The 21,806-nt window shown below is 46.1% G+C and carries 16 protein-coding genes, 3 tRNA genes, 1 riboswitch and 1 other annotated feature; of the genes, 6 read left to right on the top strand and 13 right to left on the bottom strand.

Annotated features, from left to right (window positions below):
* Positions 1–133: 133 nt before the first annotated feature.
* The 3 genes from C7R56_RS02880 to C7R56_RS02870 form a co-directional block, all read right to left on the bottom strand.
* Positions 134–448 carry a winged helix-turn-helix transcriptional regulator gene (locus C7R56_RS02880; RefSeq protein ID WP_086986970.1) on the bottom strand — a complete coding sequence of 105 codons (315 nt, stop codon included), beginning with the start codon at positions 446–448 and terminating at the stop codon, positions 134–136.
* 337 nt (positions 449–785) lie between these two features.
* Positions 786–1,544 (bottom strand): TrmH family RNA methyltransferase, encoded by a 759-nt coding sequence (locus C7R56_RS02875; RefSeq protein WP_107995107.1) that lies wholly within the window; start codon positions 1,542–1,544, stop codon positions 786–788.
* 118 nt (positions 1,545–1,662) lie between these two features.
* Positions 1,663–2,976 carry a murein hydrolase activator EnvC family protein gene (locus tag C7R56_RS02870; protein WP_107995106.1) on the bottom strand — a complete coding sequence of 438 codons (1,314 nt, stop codon included), beginning with the start codon at positions 2,974–2,976 and terminating at the stop codon, positions 1,663–1,665.
* A 249-nt stretch (positions 2,977–3,225) separates the two neighbouring features.
* Between C7R56_RS02870 and C7R56_RS02865 the strand changes: the two genes are divergently transcribed.
* Entirely contained in the window at positions 3,226–3,405 is a 180-nt protein-coding gene (locus C7R56_RS02865) for a YjzC family protein (RefSeq protein ID WP_086941280.1), read from the top strand.
* A 112-nt stretch (positions 3,406–3,517) separates the two neighbouring features.
* Here C7R56_RS02865 and C7R56_RS02860 read toward each other — a convergent pair whose 3' ends face one another.
* Positions 3,518–3,949, bottom strand: coding sequence for a GatB/YqeY domain-containing protein (locus C7R56_RS02860; protein ID WP_107995105.1), 432 nt, complete (start codon positions 3,947–3,949; stop codon positions 3,518–3,520).
* Between the two features lie 276 nt (positions 3,950–4,225).
* Here C7R56_RS02860 and C7R56_RS02855 point away from each other — a divergent pair, with 276 nt between their 5' ends.
* On the top strand, positions 4,226–4,975 hold the full coding sequence (locus C7R56_RS02855) for a YwaF family protein (protein ID WP_107995104.1): 750 nt from the start codon (positions 4,226–4,228) through the stop codon (positions 4,973–4,975).
* Between the two features lie 94 nt (positions 4,976–5,069).
* Here the strand turns inward: C7R56_RS02855 and pepV are convergent, their stop codons facing one another.
* The 3 genes from pepV to C7R56_RS02840 all read right to left on the bottom strand — a co-directional run bounded on the left by pepV (position 5,070) and on the right by C7R56_RS02840 (position 9,311).
* Positions 5,070–6,473 carry a dipeptidase PepV gene (gene pepV, locus C7R56_RS02850; protein ID WP_107995103.1) on the bottom strand — a complete coding sequence of 468 codons (1,404 nt, stop codon included), beginning with the start codon at positions 6,471–6,473 and terminating at the stop codon, positions 5,070–5,072.
* 101 nt (positions 6,474–6,574) lie between these two features.
* Positions 6,575–7,318 carry a pseudouridine synthase gene (locus C7R56_RS02845; RefSeq protein ID WP_107995102.1) on the bottom strand — a complete coding sequence of 248 codons (744 nt, stop codon included), beginning with the start codon at positions 7,316–7,318 and terminating at the stop codon, positions 6,575–6,577.
* Positions 7,319–7,652: 334 nt separating this feature from the next.
* Entirely contained in the window at positions 7,653–9,311 is a 1,659-nt protein-coding gene (locus C7R56_RS02840; RefSeq protein WP_159072134.1) for a putative polysaccharide biosynthesis protein, read from the bottom strand.
* 327 nt (positions 9,312–9,638) lie between these two features.
* Between C7R56_RS02840 and C7R56_RS02835 the strand changes: the two genes are divergently transcribed.
* Complete coding sequence (locus C7R56_RS02835; protein ID WP_107995100.1) at positions 9,639–11,057, top strand: LysM peptidoglycan-binding domain-containing protein; 1,419 nt, start codon at positions 9,639–9,641, stop codon at positions 11,055–11,057.
* Positions 11,058–11,153: 96 nt separating this feature from the next.
* On the opposite strand, the gene leuS is transcribed toward C7R56_RS02835, so the two are convergent.
* Together leuS and C7R56_RS02825 are read right to left on the bottom strand one after the other, a co-directional pair.
* On the bottom strand, positions 11,154–13,568 hold the full coding sequence (gene leuS / locus C7R56_RS02830; protein WP_107995099.1) for a leucine--tRNA ligase: 2,415 nt from the start codon (positions 13,566–13,568) through the stop codon (positions 11,154–11,156).
* An 89-nt stretch (positions 13,569–13,657) separates the two neighbouring features.
* Positions 13,658–13,865 (bottom strand) — a binding site (T-box leader).
* Between the two features lie 88 nt (positions 13,866–13,953).
* On the bottom strand, positions 13,954–17,091 hold the full coding sequence (locus C7R56_RS02825; protein ID WP_327229074.1) for a LysM peptidoglycan-binding domain-containing protein: 3,138 nt from the start codon (positions 17,089–17,091) through the stop codon (positions 13,954–13,956).
* Between the two features lie 322 nt (positions 17,092–17,413).
* Between C7R56_RS02825 and C7R56_RS02820 the strand changes: the two genes are divergently transcribed.
* Complete coding sequence (locus C7R56_RS02820) at positions 17,414–18,406, top strand: TIGR01212 family radical SAM protein (protein ID WP_234402560.1); 993 nt, start codon at positions 17,414–17,416, stop codon at positions 18,404–18,406.
* Positions 18,375–18,956 (top strand): class I SAM-dependent methyltransferase, encoded by a 582-nt coding sequence (locus C7R56_RS02815; protein ID WP_107995096.1) that lies wholly within the window; start codon positions 18,375–18,377, stop codon positions 18,954–18,956. The genes C7R56_RS02820 and C7R56_RS02815 overlap by 32 nt, the downstream gene beginning before the upstream one ends.
* Before the next feature lie 50 nt (positions 18,957–19,006).
* Here the strand turns inward: C7R56_RS02815 and metK are convergent, their stop codons facing one another.
* Positions 19,007–20,203, bottom strand: coding sequence for a methionine adenosyltransferase (metK, locus tag C7R56_RS02810; RefSeq protein ID WP_107995095.1), 1,197 nt, complete (start codon positions 20,201–20,203; stop codon positions 19,007–19,009).
* Positions 20,201–20,276, bottom strand: a riboswitch (SMK box riboswitch). Its footprint overlaps the gene before it by 3 nt.
* A gap of 247 nt (positions 20,277–20,523) precedes the next feature.
* Between metK and C7R56_RS02805 the strand changes: the two genes are divergently transcribed.
* Positions 20,524–21,330: a hypothetical protein gene (locus C7R56_RS02805; protein ID WP_107995094.1), complete on the top strand. Its 807-nt coding sequence runs from the start codon at positions 20,524–20,526 to the stop codon at positions 21,328–21,330.
* A gap of 91 nt (positions 21,331–21,421) precedes the next feature.
* Here C7R56_RS02805 and C7R56_RS02800 read toward each other — a convergent pair.
* From C7R56_RS02800 to C7R56_RS02790, 3 genes are all read right to left on the bottom strand, one after another.
* Positions 21,422–21,493, bottom strand: a tRNA-Glu gene (locus C7R56_RS02800).
* A gap of 16 nt (positions 21,494–21,509) precedes the next feature.
* Positions 21,510–21,583: transfer RNA gene (locus C7R56_RS02795), tRNA-Ile, on the bottom strand.
* A gap of 68 nt (positions 21,584–21,651) precedes the next feature.
* Positions 21,652–21,724: transfer RNA gene (locus C7R56_RS02790), tRNA-Met, on the bottom strand.
* Positions 21,725–21,806: the final 82 nt, after the last annotated feature.

Raw genomic sequence — 21,806 nt, 5'->3', positions numbered from 1 at the left:
AAAGGCTCGCAGTCAATGGCCAATATTCCCTGAAAAAAGCTGCAGATCGTGAAGGTTCCCTTCAACGCTTTTCATATTCATTTTACTTACTTTGCCAGTTTACCCGGAAATGCCGTTTCCGTCAAGTTCAGATTCAGACCCAAGCATCCGACCAATTTTGGATTTCCAGCATAACATTGTTCAAAGCTTTCCCTTTTTCGGACAACCCGTACATCACTTTGATTGCCGCTGCAGGATTTTCGGTTCTTACCACAATTTTTTCATCTTCCAGCTCTTTTAAGCGTTCAACTAATACTCGATCACTGACATTAGGTATCTGCACGGCCAATTCCTTGAATCGTTTATCTCCATCCATCAAGACTTCGATGATTAAGCCGGTCCATTTTTTCCCTAAAATAGAGAATGTTTTTTCAAACTTTGGACAAATACATTTTTTTACTTCCAGCATTTCATTCACAGCCTTCACCTCTTTGACCTATTATAAACACCCTCATTTCCCCTGTCAAAGGGAATGTGCCTTTTGTCACAAAATGTTTACAAAAAATAAGCATCCTGTTTCGCAATCTGCACTGACTGAAGAAGTCCCTCAGAAAAATGCTTATAGCCGCCGCTTCATTCCATCCGAATAAGAAAATAATCACGAATGATGTGCGTGAAGAATTCGCCAGCCAGCTTGCAAGCGTACAAAAAGTTCATGTCTGTTTCCTATAATAGGATAGGAATTTCACAAAGGCAACACTTTTTCACGTTTAATTGAAAATATAGCGTTTTTTTTATGCTTTTCTTCAGCCAACGAAGTGATAAAGCAGTATTCCTGCTGCAACTGCGACATTCAGAGACTCGGCTTCGCCGAAAATCGGGATATACAGATTCTGATCCGTCAATGCCAATATTTTTTTTGAAACGCCATTCCCTTCGTTGCCGAGCACCAACGCTACCGCATCGGTCGGGGCAACGGTCCGGTAATCGACGGCCGCTTCATTCAGTTCGGTACCGTAGACCGGGATCCCGCTGCTCTTCAATTCGGGGATCAACTCTTGCAGATCGCCACGATAAATAGGCAGATGGAAATGGCTTCCTTGCATGGAACGCAGCACTTTGTCATTGTAGAGATCCACCGATCCCTCCCCTAAAATGACCCCTGTATACCCGGCAGCATCCGCTGTTCGGATAATGGTGCCGACATTTCCTGGATCCTGAACCTGATCCAAAAGAATATATTTGCCTTTGTATTCCGAAATCGGAACGGCTTCAGGAATCTGAACGATTGCAACGACTCCCTGGGGCGTCTCCGTCTGAGCCAGGCTGGCAAGGATTTCCTGAGAAACGACGATGATGTTCCTTTCCTCAATCAGCAAATCCGACTGTTGGTGAAAAGCTTCTGTCATCACGACTTCTTGGATGTTCGCATCTGCTTTGATGGCCTCCTTCAAAAGATGCGTCCCTTCGATCAGATATGCTCCCACCTCTTTCCGGCCTTTAGCGGTCTGAAGTTTTTTCCATTGTTTAACTTTTTGATTTTTCATCGATACTATCTTTTCCATTTTGTAACTCCTCAGTTCAACTTATTCCTTATTATACTCCATTTACTACTGCCTTTTCATCCAACGGCAGAAAAAAAGAGACTGGGGACTCCCAATCTCTTCAAAATTTATATATATATTACCCACCGATATAATTAAGCGGATCAACTAGTCCACCATTTTCTTGAACTTCAAAATGGAGATGAACCCCAGTTGAATCCCCTGTTGTACCCATTATTCCAATTTGTTGTCCTTGACTGACGGTTTGTCCAGGCGCGACCATTAACCCTGGTTGCATGTGGGCATATAAAGTTTTAACGTTTACGCCATTGATTGTGCCGTGGTTGATGACGACATAATAGCCATAGCTTGCATGATAAGTAGCTGTCTCCACTGTACCGGATTGCGCTGCTGAAATCGCTCCGCTGCCTGCAATATCTTGCCCTCTATGCAATTCATAGCCACCAGTTATTGGTGAAAGACGATATCCGTACGGCGATGAATAGTATCCACTGGCTGGTTTTATGAAACCACTAGAGTTCACAGTATAACTACTGGATGCAGTCGTAGTCGGTGCTGCTGATGCAGTCAGATTATTAGCTGCCGTTTCTGCTGCGGCTGCTTCCGCCGCTGCGATGGCTGCTGCTTCTGCCTCGGCTACTGCGATGGCTTCAGCAGTAATGCGGGCTTGTTCAGCCGCCATGTCATTACTGATTGTTTCTGTTTGTGCAGCCAAGTCAGCTCTTGTTGATTCCAAGCCATTTTTCTCGGCTTCAGTCAATTCGTAGTTCTCGATGACTTGCGCGATTTGGACGTCGATCTCAGCTTTTTGGGCTACGACATTATTTTTTGAAATCAGAATGTCTTGTCTCAATGCTTCAGCAGCAAGTTTTTCTTCTTCAACAGCCACTTTGCTGTCTTCAACTTTTTGCTGATCCGCTTCCTGTTGTTCAACAATATCCTTATTGGCAGTCACAATCTTTGAAACGACCGTGATTTTTCCGACTAGGTCAGAAAAATTCTCTGAAGACAACAGCATTGAAGCTATATCCGTAACGCCCGCATCCGTTTGGATATAACGAGCCTGCGTATTTAATTTTTCGGTTCTTTGGTCGATGACCACTTGTAATGCTTCGATTTCAGCTTGCAATTCCAAAATTTTTGATTCGATGTCCGCTAATTTTTGCTCTTGAGCGGCTAATCGGTTCATCAATTCATCCAATTGCGATTGAAGTTCATTTACTTTTGTTTCCAAATTTGATTTTTCGGATTCCAAAGTATTCAATGAATTTGATTTTTCTTCAATCTGCGATTGAATCGTATTCGTTTCTAATTGCAAAGCATCTTTTTGTTGTTGCAACTCTTCCAATGTAGCCGCTTGAGCAGTAAATCCACCTGCAATCGGACTAAGCAATAAGATTGATGCGAACAACGCTATATGTTTTTTTCCCAATTATACTTCTCCTCCTGTTTCTTCTACGAGATGAAGTATATCAAAGTTAAAATACCATTACATGATAGAAATATGACAATTGTGTTTCAATTTGTTACGACAGTCGAAAATCCTGAAATGTTGTTCATATTTGCACAATTCTTTGCGAAGACAGCCATCATTTGATTGTTCGCGCTTACAGCGATATACTTAACCTGTACCAAGCAGCACCTCCGCCATCGCTCTTCAGGAAAGAAAGGAGCAAAAAGCATGAAAATCGATCAAAAAGATTTACACAAACCAGGAACGGATAATCTTCCTCCTGGCGTCTACAAAGAAGTCGGCCCTAGAGGTGGCAAAATTACCGGCAGCAAAGAAGTCCACATCGTCGAAGGGCACAGACTTCCGCCTACAAACAAAGCCGGAAACAAATGGATCAAAAAAGACTGATTATTCGCTTGTAACTGATCACTCGAACGATTCAGAGCGGAGGAATCTTGGATTTCACTTCAGAAAAGGACCGTGCTGCAGGAGCCGCACAGTCCTTTTCTTGTCTGATGCATTATTTTGCCAACAGTTCTTTGATGATTTTGGAGACCAACGCTTTATCGGCTTTGCCATCCAGTACCTGCATGGCAAATTTCATCGCATCCTTCAACGGCATCTCGGCTATGCCGTTTTCGGCCAAAAAGAAACGGACTTCTCTTTCATCCATCATTTTAGGAACATAAGCCTCCAAAATGGCCAATTTTTTCTGAGTCTCTTCAATCAGGTCCGTGCGGTCGACTTGTTTCGCGTACTCGATGGCTTCGTTGTTTTTCTTGATGTCCTTCAGAAAAACATGGATTTCCTCTGCTTCGGTCATCTCGCGTTTTTTGTCGATCAAGAAAGAATCGTACTCCGTTTTGATCAAGCGCAGGACATCTGCCTTCAATGTGTCTTTGTCTTTTCTAGCTTGGATGAAGTCTTTGTTCACTTTTTCTTTCAATGACATGATTACAGGTCTCCCTTCGATTCTTTGGTATGGGCTGTTTTAATATTTTTTACTGCAATGGTCAGCCTTCACCCCTCATTTTAAGGAAAAGAAGCGCAATTGGCAAATCTCTGCTACCAGTTCTTAACATCAGTTAGACTGCAAATCTGAAAAGCATAATGACAACAACTGCTGTATATGGCGTTGAGCAAACATAAGCAGTAAAATTAAGACGAACGAGCTTAGCGTCGTGAAGTACTCCAATTCATTCATTTATTCGTGGAAGAGGGCTTAAGTATGTCTTATTTTTGGACTTTTGAATCAGATTTGCCAAGCGGGATGGGCGTGGAAACATTTAGCTCATCTCATATTATTGTCCTTGTTCTATCTGCAATCATCATCTATTCGACAATCCATATCTATCGCAAGCAGGCTGATTTGGGCCAAAGAAATATAAAAATGACGATAGCCGCCTTACTGATTATGCTATATTTTTCGCGCTGGATTTGGTGTGCCTTTTTCGGTAATTTTTCTTTCTTTTTGAGCAATTTGCTTCCTCTTCACCTTTGCAGCGCATCGGCAATAATGGGGTCAGCAGCCGTTTATTCAAACAATCGGCTGCTGAAAGAATTCATGTATGGACTTAGTTTACCGGGCGGATTGGTTGCCATGGCAAACCCTAATCTGGGGACTTACCCTCTCTTCAGTTTCAATTTTGTGGAATATGCACTGACTCACCTGCTGCTGATTCTGCTCCCTTTGCTCTTTGTGTTCGGTGGTGGATTTCGCCCTGATTTCAAAAGCTTGCCGCATTCCATTTATCTGGCAGCGCCTTTCATCGGAGTAGCTTTCTGGGTCAACCAAATGATCGGCAGCAATTATATGTTCCTGAACCGTATAGAAAAAGGGACGGTGCTTGTGCTTTTCGACATGTGGCTGGGAACACCCGGTTACCTGATGGCGGTCCTCGGATCCATCTTCATCGTCTGGGCGATTCTTTACACGCCATGGGAAATTCCCAGAAGACGGAATTTTTCGGGAAGATAAATCGGACTCAGGTGGATATATTAAAAAACAGAAATGCTGATTGAACAGCATTTCTGTTTTTTTTTTTTTTTGCTATAAAACTGAAACAGTTTGTTTATTTCAGCAATTCGTACATAGCGTCCGCGTAGATGGCGGTCGCGCGGAAAAGATCATCCAGAGCGATGAATTCGTTCGCCTGGTGCATCGTATCGACGCTGTCCGGGAACATCGCGCCATAGGCAACGCCGCGTTCCAACAGGCGCCCGTAGGTTCCGCCGCCGATGGATTGTTCATGCCCTTTCAGGCCGGTATGTTTTTCGTAGACAGCCAACAACGTTTTGACCAACGGGTCGTCAGCCGGCACGTAATGCGGCAATTTGCCGTGTCCGCCTTTTGCGATCGTCACGCCATAGGAGGCCAAAGCCGCTTCCAACTTGATTTCGATGCCTTCTTCAGAAACGCCTTGCGGATAACGGAAATTCATTGCCACTTCGCCACCCGTTGTCGGTGTGAAGGTGAAAATGCCGGCATTCATGGTCAATTCACCCATGACCGAGTCCGTATAAGCCAAGTTCAATTTCTGTGCATCATGCTGCAGATGGATACGTTCCGCGATCAATTCGAGGAATGTAGCCGCTTGTCCGCCGAAGTTGAATTTGTTCAGGAAAGTGGCAAGATACGTGCCCGCGTTCACGCCCGCAGCCGGATTCATGCCATGAGCGGCTTTTCCGATCAATTCAATTGTAACTTGTTCCCCTTCCACAGAAATCGTCCCTTTGACCGGATTGTTTTCAAGGAATGCAGCGAATGCCTGCTCAATTCTGTCGGCCTCCGGGCTGCTGAATACGGCAGTCGCATCCTGAGGGACCATGTTTTCGCGCAGGCCTGCATCAAAGCTCAACAACTCGTTCTTGCCGCCTTTATTGTCGCCTCGGAATTGGACCATGAAAGTCTGCATGCCTTTTTCGCCATTGATGATCGGGAATTCGGCATCCGGAGAAAAGCCGAAATCCGGAATCCGTTCGTTTTCGAGATAGTGATCCATGCATTTCCAGCCGCTCTCTTCATCCGTTCCGATGATGACACGGACCTTTTTGGATATTGGCAATTTCAAGTCACGGATGATCTTCAATGCATAATAGGCAGCCATCGTTGGCCCCTTGTCATCGCTGGATCCGCGGGCGTAGATGCGGTCATCGATGATGACCGGCACGAAAGGATCTGTATCCCAGCCAGTTCCGGTAGGCACAACATCGACATGGCCGAATACGCCCATCAATTCTTCACCTTCGCCAAATTCGATGTGTCCGGCCAGATTACCGACATTTTTCGTAGTGAAGCCGTCCCGTTCACCGATAGCCAAGAAGGCCTCCAGAGCTTCTTTAGGGCCGGGTCCGACAGGAGCATCAGGTGTTATTTTCGAATCGTCCCGCACACTGTCGATCCGCAATAATGTGAATAAATCCTCCAGCAGTTCTGTTTTTCTGACTTCCACTTCTTTTTTCCAATTGATTTCCATACGCGCACATCCTAACTTAAAATATCATGCTATCATCATATCATTTTTGGCAAAATAACCAAATAAAAGCTTGGTATTTAGGCCCAACAATCCGCAAAATCTTAACCTTTTTTAATCGACTCCGGCAGATGTTCCCGCAATGCCGCAAGTTCTTCATCACGCAGCGGACGGTAATCGCCTTTTTCCAATTGCTCGTCCAAATGCAAGGGCCCCATTGTCAACCTTTTTAGGAAAGTGACCTCTTTTCCGCAGGCCAGCACCATTCGTTTCACTTGATGGAACTTTCCTTCTTTGATCGTGATTTCTACTTCTGAGCAATCTTTTTCTTCATCATAGCGCAGAAGCTCCAATTTTGCCGGCAGACAACGGTAGCCATCTTCCAGTATCAGACCTTCAGCAAAGGCTTTTTGGTCCTCTTCCGTCATCCGACCGGCAACTTCCGCGAAGTAGATCTTGTCCACATGCCGTTTCGGCGAAAGCAAGAAATGCGCCAATTGGCCATCGTTCGTCAACAGCAGCAGGCCTTCCGTGTCCTTGTCCAGCCGGCCGACTGGAAAGAGTTCCTGCTGATGCAGTTCGAAAGCCAGCAGGTCGATGACCGTCTTTTGATGATTGTCCTCGGTAGCACTGAGGACGCCCTGCGGCTTATGCATCATCAGGTAAATGTATTCCTGATAGCTGACAGGATCGCCACCGACAAGAATGGTGTCCTTTTCGCTGTCCACCTTGGCTTCGGGTTTCGTTTCAATTTCCCCATTGACCGTCACCAATTTCTTTTTCAATAACACTTTGACTTCTTTTCTGGATCCGAATCCGGAATTCGACAGCAGTTTATCCAAACGCATATTTTTTCTCCCTTATAAACCAAAAAGCACCCACTAAGGCTGCTTTTCGGTTTCTTTTAAATTTGTTGTAGGCACACTTTTTATTCATAAGTGCATCACCATTGGTGTATTACACAACCCTTATGAGTTTCACTATCCAACAAAATGTCTAGCGTTTCAAGCCTGCCTCTCGGAAATTAGATAAATCTGACCCTTTGCGCTCTACGATGCTCATTTGCATGGGACTCTAAGGGATTCATCCCATAGAGTCCCAGTATAAGGTGACCGTAGGGAACGTTGCGAGGCCAGATTTCCTAAATTTCTTTCAAGGCAGAACGGGCTTGAACCGCTTTTCTTATTTGATGCGCATTTTTCTGCGCAGGCCGTTCGCTTTGGCGCCCAAAATGTCATCAGCGATGCGCAATTTCAGGGTCAGGAACAAGTAGACGAAGCCTCCGACTGCCGCTACGATGGCGACAACCACAAGTGCCGTCAACTTGCGATCAATCGGAATGACAAGCATGCTGGCTTTCAAGGCGATGAACGCGCCGCCCGTCATGACCAAGGCGACTGCCAAAATTTTCCCGGTTTTTCTCAACGTGTCAACCAGCCCGAAATGGGTCAGGTGATAGATTTTCCATCCGCTCAAGAGTACCGTCACGATGAATCCAATCGTCGTCGCAACCAATGCGCCTGCCGTATCGAACAAAGCCAACATCGGATACTGCATGACCACTTTAACCGCTAGTCCAACCAACAGATAGGAGATCATTGTCTTATGTCGGCTCAAAGACTGCAAAATCGATCCGAGAACCGTGAACAGTCCCAAAACGATGCTCATTAAAGCCGATACCGCCAATAGCGTAGGACCTACCGGATGAAGCGGATAGAACACGTTGTAGATTGGTTCCGAAACGACCATCATCCCCAATGATGCCGGAAGCATGATGAAAGCGAAAAGTTGGATGATCTCCCTCACCTGGCTCTGCAGCACACGGAAGTTTCCTTTCGTGAACTCGGCGGCAATCAGAGGCACCGCGGCTGTGGCCATCCCGACCGCCAATGAAACGATGATCATGATAAGTTTGTCGGCGTTGAAACTGAACAGTCCGAAAAGATCCTCGATTTCCTTACCTGTGTAGCTCGTCAGGTTCTCCATCATTGGTTTGAACGTCACCTGATCGATCAGCTTGGCGAAAGTGATGCCTGAGCCAATCAGGATGAACGGGATCGATTCCTGAAGCATGCTCTTGATGGCCGCAGTCGTCTGAATGTTGCTGGAAGGTTCACTGTTGGCGATCAATGGCTGATATTCGGCCATTTTCTTTTTGTAATAAAAAAGCAGGATGATGGTTGCAACGATCGCTCCCACCAACGCAGCGAAAGTGGAATGCGCAACAGCTGTGGCGATGCTGCCATCCATAAGTTGCATCACAATGTAGGTGGCGCCCAGAATGTAGATTACCCTGCCGACCTGTTCGAACACTTGCGAAATCGCTGAGGGCACCATATCCTGATAGCCCTGGAAAAAACCGCGCATCAAGCTCATACCTGGTACCAACAATAAAGCTGGTGCCAAGGCCCGGATTACCAATGCTCCGTCTTCAGGTGAAGCGGCCGGGCTGTTCTCAGCGATCATCGGTGCCAATCCATACATCAATGCGGCACTGACGGCGCCCGTCAAAATCATGAAGAACATGCTCTTCTTGAAGATGTCGATCCCGGTGCGGTATTGATTTTTTGCATTGTATTGGGCCACCTGCTTGGACATCGCTGCAGGGAAGCCTGCTATCCCGATCGAAAGGAACAGCTGATAAGGTGTGTAGCCGATCGAGTAAAGGGCATTGGCCGTGTTGGCCGCATCCGTCGAGCCCATCAAGGCGTTCCATGGGATGATGTAGAGTGCGCCGATCAATCGGGAAAAAATGCTCCCGAATGTCATCCAAAAAGTCCCTTGCACCATCTTATTGTTGGTTGTTTCATTTTCTTCGTTAACTTTTCTATCTGTTGACATTTGCAACCCGCTTTCTTCCCGATGAATGAAAGATAATAATACCATCACTCAAGTATTTTACCAAAAATCCGTTTTTTTTCAATCTATGGCAGTCTTATTTTGCAAAATCCTAACAATTCGGAATATTCCCTGACATTTCCAAGCTAAATGTCCCATTTAATTGCATGCGTTTTCATATCATCACCTAAACGTTTATGGTAAAATGTAAGTGTGAAAAAGAACTAAGCTAATCCCTTTTTTTGCCAAAATCACATTCACCGGCACTTGGCTTTCAACGCTGTCACGTCAAACGAGTCGCATAGTCTGCAATAGAAAAGAGGAATAAAAATGAACACCTCAAGAAGGGGGTTCAGACATTTATTCGGATTCTTCCTTTCGCTCCTGCTTTTCTTCACCTTTTCGGCAACACCTGCTTTGGCTGCTACCTCGCAGATCATATACCAAGGCTCCACATCCAATAAGGTTGTTGCCTTAACGTTTGATGATGGATCGGACGGATATTATATCCAATCAATTCTGAACACATTATCAGCCAATAATGTAAAAGCCACTTTCTTCCTCACTGGTCAAGGTGCTGAAAATCATCCGCAAGCAATCAAGAACATTGTCGCAGCTGGTCATGATATCGGAAATCATTCCTACAATCATCCGGACTTCACAACGGTATCGACGACCGAGATGACAAATCAAATCAATCGCACCGAAACAATCATCGCAAACCTCACCGGCAAGAGCACAAAACCTTTCTTCCGTGCTCCTTTCGGATCCTATAACAGTACCGTCTTGCAAACAGTCGGAAACGCCGGATATAGTTACACTTTCCAGTGGACAATCGACTCGCTCGACTGGACAGGCAATTCATCCACTGATATCTACAACCGTGTCATCAACAATGTCGTGCCGGGAGCCATCGTATTGATGCATGCCGGTTACGGTGCCAACGGAACGAACGCCGCTTTGCCTAACATGATCAATCAGTTGCGGGCCATGGGCTACTCGTTTGTGACCCTCTCTCAGCTTATGAACACTACTAGCACTCCGGGAACCGGTTCAGGAACCAGCTATACCGTCCAAGCGGGGGACACCCTTTATGCGATCGCCTTGCGTTATGGTGTGACGGTCCAAGCGATTGTTAACGCCAATGGCTTGACCAATGCCAACCTGATCCGCGTTGGACAAATGTTGACGATTCCGGGAACAGGCACGCCCACGACTCCTACAACGCCGACAAACGGAACATCCTATACTGTCAAAGCCGGGGATACCCTGTACGCCATCGCCTTGCGGTATGGTGTGACGGTCCAAGCAATCGTTAATGCAAATGGCATGACCAATGCCAACCTGATACGCGTCGGCCAAGTGTTGACGATACCTGGCACCGGAACGCCTACAACACCTACGACTCCTACAACGCCCACAACCGGGACCAGTTACACAGTCAAAGCCGGGGATACCCTGTATGCCATCGCCTTGCAGTACGGGGTCACGGTCCAACAGATCGTTACCGCCAATAACATCGCTAACGCGAATCTGATCAGTATCGGCCAAGTGTTGACGATACCTGGCACCGGAACGCCGACGACTCCAACGACACCTACAACCGGAACGTCCTATACAGTCAAAGCCGGGGATACTTTATATGCCATCGCGCTCCGCTATGGCGTAACCATCACGCAGCTCGTGAACGCAAATGGCATAACCAATCCGAATCTTATCCGTGTCGGTCAAGTGTTGATCATCCCTTAAGTATGGCCTCAGAAGCCTATTTAAAAGAACACAAATAATTAAAGAGAACGCACACCCCGTCAGCGTTGGGGTGTGCGTTCTCTTTATTTTTTCGGATTAGTTTGCTACAATATTGATCAATTTCCCTGGGATGGCGATGGTTTTTCTGATGGTTTTGCCTTCGATGCCATCTTTGATGACACTGTTTTCCAATGCCAATGCGATCATGTCATCATTGGAAATATCAGAAGGAACCATTTCTTTTGTTTTCACTTTACCGTTGATCTGGAAAACGACTTCGATTTCGTCTTCGACAAGGAAAGATTCATCATAAGTTGGCCATGCAACATAGGAAATGCCTTCCGGTTTGCCCAGCTTCGCCCAAAGCTCTTCACCGAAGTGAGGCGCAACTGGCGCTAGCAATTGAACAAAGCCAGTGACGTATTCGAACGGCAATGCATCCACTTTGTAGGCTTCATTGATGAAGATCATCATCTGTGAGATTGCTGTATTGAAGTGCAGATTATCGTAATCTTCGGTTACCTTCTTGACTGTCTGATGGTAAACCTTGTCCAATTCATGCGTGTTGATGGTTGTGATGCGGTCCCGCATCTTGTCATTTTCATCCAAAAGCAGACGCCAAATGCGATCCAAGAATTTGCGGCTGCCTTCGATGCCGCCTTCACTCCATGTCGATGATGCATCCAACGGTCCCATGAACATTTCGTACATGCGGAGTGTATCTGCGCCATATCTTTCCACGATGTCATCCGGGTTGACGACATTCCCTTTGGATTTGGACATTTTTTCATTGTTTTCGCCCAAGATCATGCCTTGGTTGTACAACTTTTGGAACGGCTCTTTCGTCGGAACGATGCCGATATCGTAAAGGAATTTATGCCAGAAGCGCGCATACAGCAGATGAAGCACCGCATGTTCAGCACCACCGATGTATAGATCGACGTTCTGCCAATAGTCCAGTCTTTCGTTTGAAGCAAGATCATTGCGGTTATGCGGATCCATGAAGCGCAGGAAGTACCATGAACTGCCTGCCCATTGCGGCATTGTATTGGTTTCGCGTCTGCCTTTCATGCCGGTAATAGGATCGACTACATTGACCCATTCAGCGATGACGGCAAGCGGGGATTCCCCAGTGCCGCTCGGTTTCACTTGATCGGTTTTCGGCAACAGTAACGGCAGTTCATTCTCAGGAACCGTTGTCGATGTGCCGTCTTCCCAATGGATGACCGGAATCGGTTCGCCCCAATATCGCTGTCTCGAGAACAACCAATCGCGCAGACGATAGGAAATAACTTTTTCGCCCAATCCGTTTTCGGATAGCCATTCGTTCATTTTCGCAATCCCTGTCGCTTTATCCAGACCGTTCAGGAAATCGGAGTTGATGTGCAAACCATCTTCCGTATAGGCTTCCTCTTCGACGTTTCCGCCTTCAAGGACCGGGATGATTTCCAATTCGAATTTTTTGGCAAATTCATAATCGCGGGTGTCATGGGCAGGAACGGCCATGATGGCGCCGGTTCCGTATGTCGCCAAAACATAATCGGCAATCCAAATCGGGATTTCTTTGCCGTTCACCGGATTGATTGCATAAGCGCCAGTGAATACTCCTGACTTCTCTTTTGCAAGCTCAGTACGGTCAAGATCGCTCTTCAGTGAAATGGAATCGATATAAGCTTCGACGGCTTCGGCCTGTTGCCCGGACATGATTTCCTTCACCAATGGCAATTCAGGTGCCATAACCGCATAGGTAGCACCGTACAACGTGTCCGGTCTGGTCGTGAAGACCGTGAAGTCTTTATTCGTGTCTTTGATTTTGAAAGTGACGTTCGAACCTTCTGAACGTCCAATCCAGTTCCGTTGCATTTCTTTGATGCTTTCAGGCCAATCCACCAATTCCAGATCGTCCAGCAGGCGTTCTGCATAGGCAGTGATTTTCAGCATCCACTGTCTCATAGGTTTGCGGTAGACCGGATGGCCGCCACGTTCGCTTACGCCATCGACAACTTCTTCGTTGGCAAGTACAGTGCCGAGCGCCGGACACCAGTTGACGGAAACTTCCGCCTCATAGGCCAAACCTTGTTCATACAATTTTGTGAAGATCCATTGCGTCCATTTGTAGTAGCTCGGATCTGTCGTATTGATTTCGCGGCTCCAGTCATAACTGAATCCCAATGATTGGATCTGGCGTTTGAAGGTCTTGATGTTAAGCTCGGTAAAATCAGCCGGATCGTTACCGGTGTCCAACGCATATTGCTCAGCCGGCAATCCGAAAGCATCCCAACCCATCGGATGCAATACGTTAAATCCTTGCGCGCGTTTTGCGCGGGCAACGATATCCGTCGCCGTGTAGCCTTCCGGATGGCCTACATGCAATCCTTGGCCGGATGGGTAAGGGAACATATCCAATACATAATATTTCGGTTTCCCGCCCTCTTCGGTCGTTTTGAAAGTGCGGTTGTCTGCCCAATATTTTTGCCATTTTTTCTCGATCGTTTTATGCGTATAGCCCATTTCCAGCAACACCCTTTTCTTTTCATTCATCCAAACAGGTAATGGTCCATAAAAAAAGCCCTATAGGCAGCATCCATCACTGGTTCTGCCTATAGGACGAGTTTTTTCGTGGTACCACCTATATTGAATGTCTTTGCATTCCTTATCATGCCTATAACGCAGCGATGCGGTTTCGCTTACTTTTTCTTTCGGCGGAACAACTCAAAGGCGAGTTCAGGAGGCTCTTTGTGCATTTTCACCACCCATGCACTCTCTTCAAAAAAGCTGTTCCCTACTATTCCTTCTCTATGTCTTTTTCAGTTATGAATTGATTCATCTGCTATTTTAACAAATAAAACTCATTTCATCAAGACTTGATGCCTACCTAAGTCAATCCTTTTTGAGATTAGAAGCTGATTACTTGACCGATATAAATGATGTTGGACGTAATATCATTCGCTTCAATCAAAGCCGCTAAGCTAACGCCTTTTTTCTTGGCGATGCTGTACAAAGTATCGCCTTTTTGGACAGTGTACGTATTAGCGGATGCCGCAGGAGCACTTGTAGTTGGTGCTGAAACCTGCGCTGAAGTTGTCGCTGCAGCCACTTTCAAAGATTGGTTCACAAAAATGATATCCGTGTTCAGGTTGTTCCAAGTCTTCAGGTCCGCAACCGAAACGCCATTTGCGGATGCGATTTTATAGAGCGTATCCCCTTTTTGGACTGTGTACACTTTGTTCGTGACAGTCGGAACGGAAGGTGTTGTTACAGTAGGCGTCGTTACACCGGTCGAAGTATTCCCGGTCGTAACCGTGGCCTTCACTTTCAATGATTGCCCCGGATAAATATAATCGGAACTCAGGTTGTTCAGTGTTTTCAGTCCTGCAACTGTCAGGCCGTTCGCATTCGCGATTTTCCAGAGCGTATCGCCGGATGCCACGGTGATTGTGCTCGTCGTCGTGGACGTTGACGGCGCTGTTGTCGTCGGCTGTGTAACGGTCGGTGCTGTGACTGTTGCACTCTTAAGCGTCAACACTTGGCCTGGCAAAATGACATCAGAGCTAAGACTGTTCAATGCTTTCAGGGCCGCTACACTCAAACCGTTGGCGCTCGCGATTTTCCAAAGCGTATCGCCGGACGCTACCGTGGTCGTGCTTGCTGTAGAAGGCGTTGTCGGCGTTGTTGGTGTCGTCGGTTGCGTCACACTCGGTGTTGTCGTAGTTGGTTTTAGCAACAATGTTTGGCCTGGAACGATGACGTCACTCGTCAGATTGTTCAGGGATTTCAGTTCGGATACGCTCAATCCGTTCGCATTCGCGAGTTTCCAAAGCGTGTCGCCAGATGCTACCGTTACTTTACCGGTTGTTGATCCTGGTGTCACGGTTGGAGTTGTCGGTGTGGTTGGTGTTACCGTAGCCGCACTCTTCAAAAGCAAGACTTGACCCGTCAGAATCGCATCACTAGTCAAGTTATTCAATGTTTTTAAATCTGCAACCGTCATGCCGTTCGCGGTCGCAAGTTTCCAAAGAGTATCTCCGGACACGACAACGACGCTGCTGCCGTTCGATGGCGTTGTTGTTGGTGTGGATGGTGTTGTCACTCCAGGTGTCACATTAGTGGTGCCATTGATGTAGTTCACCGGATTGACGACGGTCCCGTTTTCCTGCACTTCGAAATGCAGATGCACTCCTGTCGAGCTGCCGGTAGTTCCCATCACGCCGATTTTTTGCCCTTGGCTGACGGTCTGTCCTACAGATACCGAAAGCCCGGATTGCATATGCGCATACAGCGTTTTGATGGTCACGCCATTTATTTTGCCGTGGTTGATGACGACGTAGTTGCCGTAGCTGTAATGATAAGTAGCGACTTCCACAACGCCTGCTTGTGACGCGGATATATTGCCGCTGCCTGCAAGATCAATGCCCCTGTGGAATTCCAACGCACCATTGATGGGCGACGTACGGTATCCGAAAGGAGATGAAATGTATCCGCTGGCTGGTTTAATGAAAGCTCCTGTGACAGTGGTTCCCGCAGTGCCCGTATTCGTACCGGTAGTTGGTGTGGTAGTGCCTGTCGAAGTGCTGGTTGTTTTTAAAAGCTGACCTGGATAGATTGCATCGGACGTCAGACTGTTTGCGTTCTTCAATGCAGCGACGGTCATGCTGTTAGCGTTCGCGATCGACCACAGTGTGTCGCCTGATTTAACGGTATAGGATTGGGTAGTCGTTTGCCCCGTATTGCTGTTTGATCCGTTTTCGGTTGTACCCGGTGTAGTCGTTGTCGCTTTGCCCAACAATAACTTCTGGCCTACGTAAATGGTATCGCCCGTCAGCGTGTTCAAGCTTTTCAACTCACTGACTGTCAAGTCTTTTGCGTTCGCGATTTTGTAAAGGGTGTCGCCAGCGACTACTGTATAAGACGCAGTTGTCGTGTCTGACGGTGTTTCAGTTGGTGTGGTTGGTGAAGTTGTTTCTTCATCCACTTCCTCCGCAGGTGTCTCATCCTCGACTACGACACTTTCAGGCAGCACCAGTCGATCGCCTACATAAATCATATTGGAATTCAATTTATTTAGCGTCAACAAATCGACCAAAGAAATCCCATATTTTTTAGCGATAGCATATAACGTGTCGCCGGATTGGACAACATGGACTGCAGCCCCCGCTTGGACCGGAGTATCCGGTGTTGTTGGTGTTTCAGGTGTTTCGGCGTCTTCTGTATTTTCAGCAGGTGCACCCGGTGTCTCTTGTTCTGTAGTATCTTCGTCTGTACTCCCCGGAAGCTCTACAGTCGGAAGTTCAGGTGATTCAGTCGGCTTTTCGAAGTCGACATTGCCAGCATCCGGTTCTTCAACTTCATCTTCAACGACAGGTTGATAGTTGTCATATTGATCCAACCCATACTGCGCAATGATCCTGTTCAATTTGGTGCTGTAGGCTGTGTCTGTCGCATAACGGCCGGTCAAGTAAGTCGTTGCGTCCTGATAACTGGCTGCATTGCTCTTCCAAGCACCCGCATAATAAGTCGGATTCCAGCTGGTCCCGTTGGACAAAAGATTTGCATAGTCCTGCAGGGATTCCGCATAGGAAGGATACTTTCTGAATTCAGCGTTGATTGGATAGTAATTCTGCCCACCACTGTCTTCCAATGTACCCATGTTGACGGATTCTCCGTCATAATTCCCTTTGATTCCGAACAAGTTATAGTTAGGAGCCGTCGATAAAGCACTTGTACCCCAGCCACTTTCCAAAATGGCTTGGGCCATCATCACGGAGGCATATAAATCATTTTGGGCGGCTATTACGGTCGCGGACGGGATAATCTGATTCAAAAAGGGATTTGTGGAATATACTTTTGTATCCGTTGTTCCAAGTGTAGTCGACTGTGCTGCCAAAACCAGTTGGACTGGCTTAACGACAGTTGTCATAAAGAACGACGTACTCAATACCGCTACGCTTCGTTTCAGTCTTTTATTCGTGGTGATAAAAGAATTGATCAATTGTTCTTTTTTCTTTTGGGTAATGCGTTCGTTTCTGGATAACACCAAAATATACCACTCCCTTTATTAAAATACTGCCGTTTTGGCAGTGAAAAACATCTGAATTTCTAAAATGATGGAGCATAATTTAAATTTCTTTTAAGAAAATTATCCAACATACCTATTATATGTTTGTTTCCCAAATTTTTGAATGGCTTTCATAACCATATTTAATATTTAACAATTGAAATAAAACTGTAACAATCCTTTCCATTGCTTAAAAGTAAGCCCTTTTCTTCTTTGGCCTATCATTAAATGTAACACACACGGTCAAATAGTCTACTGATAGGCCAAAAATCATGATAAAATGGATGGTGAGGTGAAAGTATTGACAAATCAATTTTTATACAGTGACACAAATAAACGTTACCATACATGGAATTACCATCTGCAACAACACTTTGGCGAAAAAATTTTCAAAGTCGCTATCGACGGCGGTTTTGATTGCCCGAACCGTGACGGCACTGTCGCACACGGCGGTTGCACCTTCTGCACTGTTTCCGGGTCCGGCGATTTTGCTCAAGACCGGATCGACCCGCTGCCTGTCCAATTGCGCAAAGGCATCGATATGATGCACAAAAAATGGCCGAATGTAAAGAGTTACATTGCCTATTTCCAGAACTTCACCAATACGCACGCTCCGGTGGATACTCTGCGCCATCGTTATGAGCAAGTTGTCAATGAGGAAGGCGTGGTCGGTATCATGATCGCGACACGTCCAGATTGCCTGCCGCCGGAAACGATCGCATATTTGGCGGAACTGAACAAGCGTTACTATATTTGGGTGGAATTGGGACTCCAGACCATCCATGAAGAAACAAGCAAAATCATCAACCGTGCACATTCCTATGACACCTATTTGAAAGCAGTCGAAGAACTTCGTGCGCATAATATCCCAGTATGCACCCATCTCATCAATGGGCTTCCTGGAGAAACCCATGATATGATGATGGAAAGCGTCAACCGTGTCATGCTGGATTCGGATATCCAAGGCATCAAGATTCATTTGCTTCATTTGATGAAAAATACCAAAATGCTTCGGGATTATCATCAAGGCAGGCTAAGGTTATTGGAGAAAGACGAATATGTTGAACTCGTATGCAATCAACTGGAAGTCATTCCGCAAGAAATCGTCATCCACCGCATCACAGGTGACGCACCGCGAGACACCCTTGTCGGTCCGATGTGGAGCCTCAAAAAGTGGGAAGTGCTGAACGCAATCGACCATGAACTGGAACGTCGCAATACCTATCAAGGAATCTACAATATCAGGAATAAGGGTGAGGAACATGTTGTTGTCCGCAGTGGACTTCAGTCATAAACTACTTAAAGAAACAGTCAGTAAGGGAGATCTCGTCATCGATGCCACTGTCGGAAACGGGAGTGACACGGTCCTCTTGGCTACGTTGGTCGGAGCGGCAGGAAAAGTGATCGGTTTTGACATCCAGGAACAAGCCATCGAAAACACGAAACAAAAGCTATTGTTGGCTGGCTTGATAGATCAGGTCACCCTGCTTCACCAAGGACACGAAACACTCGCGGATGTTTTGGACGATCATGCTGATGTCGGCGGTGCCATCTTCAACTTGGGCTTCCTGCATGGAGCCGACAAAACTGTCATCACCCGAAAGGATACGACCATCACGGCGGTCAGCGCTTTGTTGCCTAGGCTGCGGATCGGCAGCTACATCCTTTTGGTCGTATACAGTGGGCATCCGGGCGGCATGGTGGAGAAAAAGGCACTGCTTGATTACATCAGCGGTTTGAATCAAGCATCATTCAAGGTCCTGTACTACGGCTTCATCAATCAGATGAATGAGCCCCCGATTTTGATTGCCATCGAGAAAAAGAAAACGCCGTATATGAAATAGAAATAAGCACAAAAAAACTGCAAACGAGTTGCAGTTTTTTGTGCTTATTATTATTTGCCAGCTTGGACATATGAAAGCAAAGCTTCAGTTTTGTCCGTCTTCTCCCAAGTGAAGTCAGCATCGGCACGGCCGAAATGCCCGTACGCTGCTGTTTTTTTGAAGATTGGACGACGCAGATCCAACATTTGGATGATACCCGCTGGTGTCAAATTGAAGTTTTTGCGTACAGCTTCAATCAAAGTAGCTTCTGGATATTCGCTTGTACCGAACGTGTCGATCGCAATCGATACGGGTTCAGCAACGCCTATCGCATATGCCAATTGGATTTCGCATTTTGTAGCTAACCCAGCCGCAACAATGTTCTTAGCGATGTAACGGGCCGCATAACTTGCGGAACGGTCAACTTTTGTAGCATCCTTACCTGAGAAAGCTCCGCCACCATGACGCGCATACCCACCGTAAGTATCAACAATGATTTTTCTTCCAGTCAGACCGGAATCACCTTTAGGTCCGCCGATAACGAAGCGTCCTGTAGGATTGATGAAGTATTTAGTGTCAGCATCCAATAATGAATCATCGATGACCGCATGGATGACATGCTCCAAAATATCTTTTTTCAATTGTTCCAACGTGACATTTTCATCATGTTGCGTGCTCAAAACGATTGTATCCACACGTTTCGGTTTGCCGTTCTCATCGTATTCCACGGTAACTTGCGTTTTCCCGTCCGGTCTTAAGTATTCCAAAGTACCGTCTTTGCGGACTTCAGATAGACGTTTCGCTAGCTTATGACTAAGCGAGATAGGTAAAGGCATCAATTCTTCCGTTTCGTTGATCGCAAAACCGAACATTAAACCTTGGTCTCCTGCCCCGATTTCATTGTAATCCGTAGTCACTAGCTCTCTGCGTTCCAATGATTCGTTGACGCCGATTGCGATATCGTCGGATTGTTCGTCCAAAGATACCATTACAGCCAAATTATCCGCATCAAAACCAAATTTACCACGTGTATAACCAATTTCAGTTACAGTATCGCGGACAATCTGTTGGATGTTTACGTATGCGCTTGTCGTGATTTCACCAAAGACAACTACCAATCCTGTTGTGACAATCGTTTCGCAAGCAACACGCGCATATGGATCAGCAGCCAACAGTGTATCCAAAATTGCATCGCTGATCTGATCAGCGATTTTATCCGGATGACCTTCCGTTACTGACTCTGAAGTAAATAATCTTTTTTCTACCATTTTTCATTCCCCCATTTTTTGGTTACAAGGCGTCTTCACATATTGTGAATCCTATCGGGATATTGCAATTAGCCTCTGAAAAGCAACATACCTAATATACGCTATCATCATCAAAAAAGCAACAAAAAATAAGAGAATTTCATTTTTGTGCCATGGATTGTGCCATGGATCGTGCGCGCAAAAATACGCAGCGAAACTTTTTTGGGCGCTTATGACTCTTAAGTAGCTTGACATCACAATGACGTTAACCTATGATGAATTTGCGCAATATGTATGAGATGATACACTAACTGTACCCATTAATGAAGAAGGAAGAGATTATGCTGACAATCAAGAGACAATTCATGCACCTGATGAACCACACCTTTTTGGCGATGCTGACAGCCCCTTTGACGCTGCTTCATTTCGGAGCATGGAGAGGAATGACATTCAACGGACCCAACTATCTGCTGCTTTTCATGCTTTATCTATTTCTGATGTTAACCCATGCCCTCGAACGGCTCCTTTCAAAGAGTGAACAAGCCGGCACCAAACCTCCCTATAGAATGATACTGTTTTTCGTGATCCTTTCGATCGGATCTTTGACCATCATTTTCTCTTTATCGAATGTGATCCTGGCTGCCCTTCTTTTGCTGTATTTTGTTTACTCGATCTTACAATTTTATCCGTACAGTATGACAAACACTTTTTACGAGATACTGCTGAGACCGTTCTTTAAAATATTGATTCTCTCATCTGTATCCTTTTTTTCGCAAGCAAACTTTATCCCACTTCAGCTGCAATACGAATTGCTTCCGTTGATCCTGTTCCATATCTTTTGTTTGATACAGATTCAAATCAAAAATACCACAGGCAGCGATCGCCCAATGACTTATTATCAACAACTGCTTCTGAAGCACTCAAAATTTCTGAAAATGACTTCCTTCATGCTAGCCTATGCCACAGCAATCTTTCAAATATTTAATCTCAGCAGCTCGCTATGGGCCATCAGCTTATTCGGATTGTCCACACTACTGGTCTTTCCTTTATTCAAAAAAAGATTTCAAGCCGCCCTCAGAATTGAACATTATCTGTCCAACTACAGTTTTCTTTTCACGCTGGGTTATTCCATACTATTCTTGGTCTAACAGAAACAGGCAGCTGCACCAGTCGAATTGACGGGTGCAGCTGCCTGTTTACGTGTAAGAAAAAAGCACTCAAAAGAGTGCTTTGCAATGATGATCCGTACGGGAATCGAACCCGTGTTACCGCCGTGAAAGGGCGGTGTCTTAACCGCTTGACCAACGGACCATAAAGATAGTACAAATGGGCCTAAATGGACTCGAACCATCGACCTCACGCTTATCAGGCGTGCGCTCTAACCAGCTGAGCTATAGGCCCTTCAAAAGCGCATGACGCGAATCGGATTCGCGATAGTAGATCCTTCATTCAACTGAAATAAGAATCAATTGCGGGGACAGGACTTGAACCTGTGACCTCCGGGTTATGAGCCCGGCGAGCTGCCAACTGCTCCACCCCGCGATAATTTTATTATGACCTAAAGGTCATGACAATGATCCGTACGGGAATCGAACCCGTGTTACCGCCGTGAAAGGGCGGTGTC

Origin of the sequence: Trichococcus paludicola, assembly GCF_003052295.1 — a bacterium.
GTDB classification, from domain to species: domain Bacteria; phylum Bacillota; class Bacilli; order Lactobacillales; family Aerococcaceae; genus Trichococcus; species Trichococcus paludicola.
This window is presented reverse-complemented; position numbering and strand designations above follow the sequence as displayed.